Annotated in this window: 4 protein-coding genes and 1 pseudogene; 2 read left to right on the top strand and 3 right to left on the bottom strand. The window is 73.1% G+C overall.

Going from position 1 to position 4,763, the window contains the following annotated elements:
* From VR44_RS36930 to VR44_RS36920, 3 genes and pseudogenes are all read right to left on the bottom strand, one after another.
* Positions 1 to 176: zf-HC2 domain-containing protein (locus VR44_RS36930; protein ID WP_045952044.1), on the bottom strand; the 176-nt coding region annotated here is incomplete at its 3' end.
* A pseudogene (locus tag VR44_RS48980) lies at positions 173 to 792 on the bottom strand (sigma-70 family RNA polymerase sigma factor). The gene VR44_RS36930 and the pseudogene VR44_RS48980, both read right to left, overlap by 4 nt.
* A gap of 87 nt (positions 793 to 879) precedes the next feature.
* Positions 880 to 1,866 carry a DUF1996 domain-containing protein gene (locus VR44_RS36920; protein WP_045952043.1) on the bottom strand — a complete coding sequence of 329 codons (987 nt, stop codon included), beginning with the start codon at positions 1,864 to 1,866 and terminating at the stop codon, positions 880 to 882.
* Between the two features lie 159 nt (positions 1,867 to 2,025).
* Between VR44_RS36920 and VR44_RS36915 the strand changes: the two genes are divergently transcribed.
* Positions 2,026 to 2,772, top strand: a complete 747-nt coding sequence (locus VR44_RS36915) for a DUF1838 family protein (protein WP_045952042.1) — start codon at positions 2,026 to 2,028, stop codon at positions 2,770 to 2,772.
* Between the two features lie 437 nt (positions 2,773 to 3,209).
* On the top strand, positions 3,210 to 4,763 hold a 1,554-nt coding region (locus VR44_RS36910; protein ID WP_045952041.1), incomplete at its 3' end, for a S8 family peptidase.

Genomic DNA, 4,763 nt, shown 5'->3' with positions numbered 1-4,763 from the left:
AACGCCTCCTCGGGCACCTCGCCCAGGACGCTCTCCATCTCGCGCAACGCCGCCACCTCCTCCCGGCACCCCGTGCAGTCGCCGACATGCTCCTCGACGCGCCGTACGTCCTCCTCGTCCAGGACACCGAGCACGTACGGTCCGAGCAGCTCCTCCTCGTGCCGCCGCGCGTTCACGCCACCACCTCCCGCAGTCCGCCGGGCTGCTGGGGCGGCCGGCCTGATCGTCTGTTCCCGCCGAACTCCTCGGCGCCGCCGTCCGTGAACACCGCGCGCAGGGCCTTGAGCGCGTAGTGCGAGCGCGACTTGACCGTGCCCGCCGGGATGCCCAGGCGGTCGGCGGCCTCGGCGACGCTGTGCTGGCGGTAGTACAACTCCGTCAGCACGTCCCGGTGTTCCGGCGAGAGCCGGTCCAGGGCGCCGAGCACCGTCATCGTGTCCACCACCGAGTCCGCGTGGTCGCCCTCCACCGGGGGAGCGGCCTCCGAGCCGGAGACCTCCGGCGGCCGGGCCGCCCGGGCCCGGTACCGGTCGGTGATGATGTTCCGGGCCACCGTGAGCAGCCACCCGCGCACCGAGCCCTTCCCGTTGACCAGCGCCTCCGAATGCCGCCAGGCCCGGATCAGGGTNCCCGGATCAGGGTCTCCTGGACGACGTCCTCGGCGGCGGCCCGGTCACCGGTGAGCCGGGTGGCGTACGCGAGCAGGGCGTTGCCGTGTTCCTCGTAGACCGCCCTGATCAGTGCTTCGTCGGTCGAGCCCCGCCGCGCGCGGGGCCACAGTGGTCCGGCCATTCACGCTCTCCGTCCGTCCGCTTGGTGCCACCTGGTGCGGTCGGAACACGCCCCGCGGCCGACCGTGGTTCACGTGACCTGCGTCACTCACATCCGGCAGTGGCGGCCCTCGTTGAGGCAGGAGACGAGCTCGCCCATCCGCGCGTCGGTCATCACGTCCACGAACATCGCGTGGTCGGTGAGCGGGCTGTGCCGCTGCTCGGGAAAGGAGTCCAGCGCCAGCGGCACCCCCGGAGCCACCGCGTACGCCAGCGACAGGCGCAGCTCGGGCACCGGGAAGGTGCCCTGCGGGCAGACCCCGGAGGCGGAAGGGAACAGCAGGTGGGAGCGGTGGTCCGGGGAAGCGGTGTCCAGCCCGTTCCAGCAGCTGGGGAAGACCAGCGTACGGGTGACCAGTTCGCCCGCCGGACAGCGCGGGTAGCCGGTCGTGGACCGGTCCGGCAGGCCCGAACAGCCCCAGCGGGCCCGGACCCCGGCGCCCCCGCCCGCCGTGTAGGCCACGGCGTCACCGGTGATCGCCCGCAGGAACCGGGGCATCGCCACCACCCCGCTCACCGGACTGCCCCGGAACTCCACCCGTACCGAGGCCTCCCGCAGGATCTCGCCCGCGTTGCCGTGCCCGGCCGCCCCCTCGTGCGGTCCGCTCCCGGCCCGGTCCGTACGGCGCAGGACCGGCCAGTAGTACACGGAACGGTCCCCGCCGGTACAGCTCGTGGTGGCGGCGGCCAGGGAGGCGTCCGTGGACAGGGCGTCGGCGGACAGGTTCCCCACGTACGCGTGCGTGTGGTGGGCGCCCGCCCGCACCCCGGGCGAGACCACCAGGTTGTCCTCGTTCCAGTGCCCCTCCTCGTTGCGCCCGCACTCCACCGTCACCGTCCCGGTGGAGGCCCCCGGCCCGGGTGCCGGCCCGGCGGCCCCGGGCGGCACGCGCCGCATGTCCACGTGCGGCCCCACGACGGAGGCGGGCCCGGCCGCCCGCGAGGCGCCGAGGACGGCGGCGATCAGCCCGAGGGCCAGCACCAGGCAGGCCAGCAGCAGCGGAAGCCGGTGTTCCTTACCCAAGGGGTTCCCCATGGCGGTCACGGTCGCGGGTAACTCGTACAACCGTCAACCGGGCGACCGTACGAGCGGCGGCCCGCCCGTTCGTAGGTCGCGGGGCGGGCGCGAAGAGGCGCGGGAGTTGGCGCACCAGGTGCTTGCCCGGCCGGATACCGTCCGGACAGAGTTCTCCCCATGACTCCGGACGACCTGCTGCGCGACTTCGCCCGCACCCGTGCCTCCCTCGACGGAGAGGAAGTCGTCTACTGGTGGAGCGGCGACGTCCACTCCTGGGCCCCCGGCGAGCCCTACCGGCGCCTCTTCGGCTTCGAAGGGGTCAACGTGTCCCGGCTCCTCGCCGACGAGGAGGAGGGCGGATACCAGATGCTCTCGCGCGAGGCCGCCTTCTACCTCGACCCCGCCACTCGGGAGATCCTCGAGACCTGGCAGGAAAAACCCGTGGTCCACGTCTGGAACGACCCGGCCAACCTGCGCCTGCGGCCCTTCCCCGTACCCCGGACCGAACTCGGCGGGCAGGTCTGCTTCAGCCTGGAGATCCCCCTCTCCTACCCCTCCCCGCTGCCCGTCGCGGACTACCCGCTGAACTCCGCCGACGACACCTACCGGGCCCTGGAGCTCTTCCAGTTCTTCACCCCCGCCGAGGCCCTCGCCGGCGGGGCGCCGAGCGTCCCGGCGGCCATGTCCTGGACGCGGATGTCCCCCTGGCTGCCCTGGATGGAACAGGGACAACGCCCCGGCGGCCTCACCTTCCACTGCCGGGGAGCCAAGCTCGGCTCCTACACCGAGGTCCCCGAGCGCACCCGCGCCTACATCGCCGGACGCCACCCGGAATTCGCCCACGCCCCCGGGAAGTGGACCGAGCCGAACGAGACCAGCTGGACGTACTTCCGCGCCCTCCACCCGCGCGGCAACCCGCAGTAGCCGGCGGGCCGCCCCGGCGGGCGGGGCGGCCCCGGTTCGTTGCGTGCAGATTGCACAGGTGTTTCACAGGGGTTCCACAGGGTTCCCCAGGGTCCGGACAAGGGTTTTCCCTGTATCGGGTTCATCCCCGCGTTGCCTACTGTCTGCCCACCGGCGATCTCCCGCACCCCGAACTGCCCCCGCACCAACCCCACATGGTGTGAAGCCGTACGCGGCAGCGCGGATCGCCGGTACACGCTGTCGCCCAGCCCCGCCGTTGCGGCCGGGCGACATGGCGCGCGGCGGCGGCCGGGGCGGTCCGACCAGCCCTCCCGGCCCCGCGGCGCCCGGTTCCACCTCCCACACCGCACACAGCGGCCTTTCCGGCCTGCCCGGAAACGGCCCGTAAGGGGAACACCGTGCACGCACCTCGACGACGGCTCATATCCGTCGTGGCCATGTCCGTCACCCTGCTCGCCGGCTCCGCCACCGCCGCGGTGGCCGTGACCCCCGCGAGCGACCCGGCCGCCCACACCCTCCCGGCCGCGGGCGCCCCCACCGCCCCCGCCGCCGCCCCGGTCCAGAACCTGATCGTCGGCTACAAGTCCTCCGCCCCGGAGGCCGGCTCCAACACCGCCGCCGCCGACGACGCGACCGCCAAGGGCAAGAAGGCCGGCAAGAAGGCGAAGTTCGACCGCCGTCTGGGCACCGGCGCCGCGCTCGTCAGCCTGGGCGGTGCGACCGCCCCGGCCGACGCCGCCAAGGTGATGGACCAGTTCCGCGCCGACCCGGACGTCGCCTACGTCGAGCCGGACTCCCGCGCCTACGCCATGGCCACCCCGGACGACACCGAGTACGCCAAGCAGTGGGACCTCTTCGAGCCCACCGCCGGCATGAACGTGCCCGCCGCCTGGGACAAGACCACCGGCTCCGGCGTCACCGTCGCCGTGATCGACACCGGCTACGTGGCCCACTCCGACGTGGCCCCCAACATCGTCGCCGGCTACGACTTCATCTCCGACTCCACCGCCGCCCGCGACGGCAACGGCCGCGACAACAACCCGGCCGACCAGGGCGACTGGAGCGCGGCCGGCGAGTGCGGCACCGGCTCCAAGGCCAGCGACTCCTCCTGGCACGGCACCCACGTGGCCGGCACCATCGCCGCCGCCACCAACAACGGCAAGGGCGTCGCGGGCATCGCGTACAACGCGAAGATCCAGCCCGTCCGCGTCCTCGGCAAGTGCGGCGGCGCCACCTCGGACATCGTCGACGCCATCACCTGGGCCTCCGGCGGCACCGTCGCGGGCGTCCCGGCGAACCCCACCCCCGCCAAGGTCATCAACATGAGCCTCGGCGGCTCCGGCACCTGCAGCTCCAGCTACCAGAACGCCATCAACGCGGCCGTCGCCCGCGGCACCACCGTCGTCGTGGCCGCCGGCAACAGCAACGCCGACGCGAGCTCCTTCACCCCGGCCAGCTGCAACAACGTCATCACCGTGGCCGCCACCAACCGCACCGGCGACCGCTCCTTCTACTCCAACTACGGCGCCAAGGTCGACGTCTCGGCCCCGGGCGGCGAGACCCGCCGCGCCACCGACACGCCCGGCACCGTCACCACGCCCGAGAACGGCATCCTCTCCACGCTGAACAACGGCACCACCACCCCCGGCGCCGAGATCTACAAGCCGTACCAGGGCACCAGCATGGCCGCCCCGCACATCGCGGGCCTCGCCGCGCTCCTCGTGGCCGCCAAGCCCTCCCTCACCCCGGCACAGGTCGAGGCCGCCATCAAGGCCAACGCCCGCCCGCTGGCCGGCACCTGCACCGGCGGCTGCGGCGCCGGCCTCGCCGACGCGGCCGCGACCGTCAACGCCGTGACCTCCACCCCGAACACGCCGTTCTTCGAGAACACCGCGGACTTCGCGATCAACGACAACTCCACGGTGGAGAGCCCGATCACCGTCACCGGTGTGACCGGCAACGCCCCGGCCACGCTCAAGGTCGGCGTGAAC

This window comes from Streptomyces katrae (assembly GCF_000966975.1).
In the GTDB taxonomy this organism is placed as follows: domain Bacteria; phylum Actinomycetota; class Actinomycetes; order Streptomycetales; family Streptomycetaceae; genus Streptomyces; species Streptomyces katrae.
This window is presented reverse-complemented; position numbering and strand designations above follow the sequence as displayed.